The organism is Shewanella sp. M-Br (genome assembly GCF_036245925.1).
GTDB classification, from domain to species: domain Bacteria; phylum Pseudomonadota; class Gammaproteobacteria; order Enterobacterales; family Shewanellaceae; genus Shewanella; species Shewanella oncorhynchi.
Genome location: NZ_BJBV01000044.1, coordinates 1 through 3,713, shown reverse-complemented (window position 1 = coordinate 3,713; position 3,713 = coordinate 1). Strand labels below are relative to the sequence as shown.

Genomic DNA, 3,713 nt, shown 5'->3' with positions numbered 1-3,713 from the left:
TACTATTGCATCGTAATACCACGACTAGGCAGTTGATTACGACGATCACTATTTCTAGTATCAAACCCACTATTTAAAACACTGCCATAGTTATTATTGTTGTTTACGACGGTATTAGTTGGCGCAATGATGTTTGCTTGATGTGCTTTGTTGGCTAGTTCACGTTGTCTTTCTTTAGCTTCAACAGACTTAGATGCATATTCCGCTAGTGTCGCATCAGCAGGGATACCACTTTGTATGTTTACCATCTGCCTAAAGCTAGTTTTTTCCTCAACTGCACGACCTATCGATTTTGGATTATCAATAACATCTTTTACTGATAGCTCAAGCGCGTCTAAAGTAACATCCACTATATCGGTTGCAGTCAACGCAATAGCAGCAGGGGCACCAACACCAGTAGCAGCTACAGCAAGTCTTTTCCCTATGTAAACCAACGCGCGTTTAAACATTGATTGCTCTAATTTACCGTCCACCGCATCCACAGCATTAGCAACAGCTTTAAACTTGGTTGGATTACCTGTTTTATTCTCGGGTACATCTATTGCAGGTTTTTTATCAACACTAGCGCTTGGGTGTAAATCAGGTTTTTTATCAGGGCTTGCACCAATAGCAGGTTTTTTATCAGTGCCAATAGCAGGTTTTTTATCAGCACTAGCGGTTGGGTGTAAATCAGGTTTTTTGGCAGTCTTTAGTGATTGTGGCTTCATGAAATCAGGCAGTTTATCAAACATTGATTTCATGTTTTGTATAACGGTATCAACCATCGAACTGATATTAGTAGTGATTTTACCTATGCTATCTTTTAGTCCAACAAACAAACCACCAAGTTTATCCTTAAACATTACAATCGAACCTAGTACACCACTGATAATCCCACCAGCACCTAATAACTTGCTGATTACACCAAAACTAGGTAATAAATCCTTTAATTTAAACAACATGTTAAGGCGCATCATATCGTGTATACCATCAACTTTGTCGTATAGCTTTTTTTGCTGGTGGTCTACTTTGTGCTCACGAAATCTCAACTTTGTATCGCGTATTTTTTCTGTCTTGGAAATCTTCTGAAACATACTAGTGGAGTTGGTAACAGTCTCTTTTGAGTTGGTGATAGTGTTAGTGTTAGTAATAGTGGGCTCGCGCTCAAACATTGATTTACCAATACGTCCAGCAGTAACAACACCAGACGCAACGGTCTTTAATGCCTCTTTGCCCTCGTTAAAGAATGGAACAATCTCAGTGCCTAGTTGATTAATAACGTTACTACTGGCGTGTGCTGATGCTTCCACAATCGATTTACCAACAGCAGCACCAACGTCTCTAATAGTTGGTTCACGTTTAAATTTACCACTATCTGGGCTTGAGCCTGAGCCTTTTGGCATTGGTTTAGATTGAGATTGAGATTGCACAACGTTATTTGTCACATTGTTGGTAATCGTATCGACCTGTTTAACTTTGTCGGGATTGTCTTTCGAGAATCTAATAATTTCCGATTGCTGGCTCAGTATTTGTTCGATTTTCTTTAGCCTGTTTAATTGCTTTTCGCTTAGTTCAGCAACAAGTACCAACCCCTCTACTGCATCATCAATGTTTGTGTTTGTGTCCATAAAATAATTCCTTGTATGTAATACTGTTATTTACATGATTTGTATTTAGTATTTGATAAATAAGGGTATTACATACAAGGAATTGAAAATGAAATACCTAAACACATTGGTCAATGAAAGCGTCGATAACACAAATTCTAGAGACCATTTAATTGCAGTGAGCAAAAAAACATCATCAAAACTATTATCAAAACTGACTAATATTCAACCAACAAAACAGCCAGTAGCAACGGTATACGGATACGGATACTCAACAGATAAAGACATCTTTATTGATCATTCATTAGCGGTTGTTGATATTGCTAACGAGTTCAATAGTAATTTGACCTATAAACAGCATGATCGATTTAGTATTGGTAAAATCGTTTATGAGGTACTGGTGATCGATTTTAGTGCAACACAACTCAGTGGATTGGACGCAATAAACAACTGCTTAGAAGGTAAGCTAAGGATTGTTACCGATGCACCAACAACAGCCGTAATACAAGATTCTAAGTTCACTATCGGTAGGTGGCGCTGTCCAGTAGGTGCGAGACTTATCAAACTGGATAGCTCTATGGAGTTGCTGGAAGACCTAGATCGATCAGGTATAGATAGCATTGGGTTGGTTGATGATACGATTTCTCAAGTCGTTTCAGAGAGCATTAATAGCGACATCATTTGCAAATTAATCACCATTGCTAAAAAAACTAGTATCAATTTGGTCAATCCCGACACTACATATTATAAGGGACGAGAGTTGATTATTAAACTTGGTGAGATGGTTGCTGGTATCAAAACGAGTACAACAGCAGTCCCTAACTTTGTGCTGTGCACAGCAGCAGTGGAGTCGATGATACGGGCTAGTGGACAAGTGACTGGTAACACAATAGATGGTCTTAATCTGGATATCGTCTGTGATACTAAAACACCGATGGATTACATGCTGGTGGGATGTGCTGGTAAAACCAAATTAGACTTAAGCAGCTTGTACTTTAGTCCATTTATCATCCCCGACGAACTAGGTGATGATTCTGGTGCAGACGGAATGGAAATGGTGTTTACTAGGGATGTTAAATCAATGACCCCATCTTATGGGACGATGGTTAGATATGCTCTTACAGTGGCCGAGCCAAACGCTGATGGTGTTATCAATGTTGATTGGGCTAACCATGCCAACAATAGTAAATTAACAATATTAGCCAAAGTGATTTTATAATTTTATGATAAAAAAGAACCCGATAGCTTAAATGTTATCGGGTTCTTTTTTATCTTTTTGCACTCAAAAATGCCTCTAATTTTACAACAGCTTGCGCTAGTTCAGCGTTAGATTTGCTAACGTCGTATAGTACAGATTCTAGTCTAGAATTGAGTTTATCTTGATTCATATTGATGTTCTCCTGCCTACTTTTAAATTGCTCTGTCGAGTTATACCGATTGGTCAGCTCGATGATACTGGTCTTGTTTTCACTAATAGCAGTTGTATTTGCTGTTGTAGCCAAAGACATATTCCCACAAAACAATATTACCGAACACAACCCACAAAACAGCCCGATAATCTCGGGTATAGTCAGTTTTTTACTTACTTCCACTTGCGCCCCACTTTCGACCATAGGTCAATTTACTAAAAAAACTGTATCCCTATACTGGGATTTAATTCATTGTGTTATATAACTTTTTCCAATCATCGATAGCACTGTTATTATTTGATTTGCTTGAGATTCGATTCAATTCATTTTGATAATTGTTCGATTCTATTTCGTCAAATAGCTGTGTCGTAGGTGGTAAAATCTCTTTAACCGATACCTCAAACTCAATGATGTTGGCGTCACCTGCCGTACCAGCCAAAGTACCGTATACACCATCAGCCCCTTTGGTTATTCGTACACCTGCTATCTGTGCAATACCAGTACCAAACTTTGGCGTATACCTAACGTTGTGATTCGTTTTGTTTTTGATGATTTCCCGAACAGACACAAATGGTGGTGATTCGTGAGTAATCATCCCATTAGTCGATCCACTAAAAGTTGGTACAGATGCTTTGGTAAACGTATGGATTATTGAAGCAATCTCTTTTAACTCAGCTATCGTTTTAGGGTAAAAGCGGTAGTTGAAAATGAAACTACG

The 3,713-nt window shown here is 38.5% G+C and carries 4 protein-coding genes; 1 reads left to right on the top strand and 3 read right to left on the bottom strand.

The window, feature by feature from the left end:
* Nucleotides 1–2: 2 nt before the first annotated feature.
* Nucleotides 3–1,607, bottom strand: coding sequence for a hypothetical protein (locus AAA952_RS22165; protein WP_338259666.1), 1,605 nt, complete (start codon nt 1,605–1,607; stop codon nt 3–5).
* Between the two features lie 88 nt (nt 1,608–1,695).
* Between AAA952_RS22165 and AAA952_RS22160 the strand changes: the two genes are divergently transcribed.
* Entirely contained in the window at nt 1,696–2,805 is a 1,110-nt protein-coding gene (locus tag AAA952_RS22160; RefSeq protein ID WP_338259665.1) for a hypothetical protein, read from the top strand.
* Between the two features lie 49 nt (nt 2,806–2,854).
* Here the strand turns inward: AAA952_RS22160 and AAA952_RS22155 are convergent, their stop codons facing one another.
* Nucleotides 2,855–3,178: a hypothetical protein gene (locus tag AAA952_RS22155; protein WP_338259663.1), complete on the bottom strand. Its 324-nt coding sequence runs from the start codon at nt 3,176–3,178 to the stop codon at nt 2,855–2,857.
* A gap of 61 nt (nt 3,179–3,239) precedes the next feature.
* On the bottom strand, nt 3,240–3,713 hold a 474-nt coding region (locus AAA952_RS22150; RefSeq protein WP_338259662.1), incomplete at its 5' end, for a baseplate tail-tube junction protein.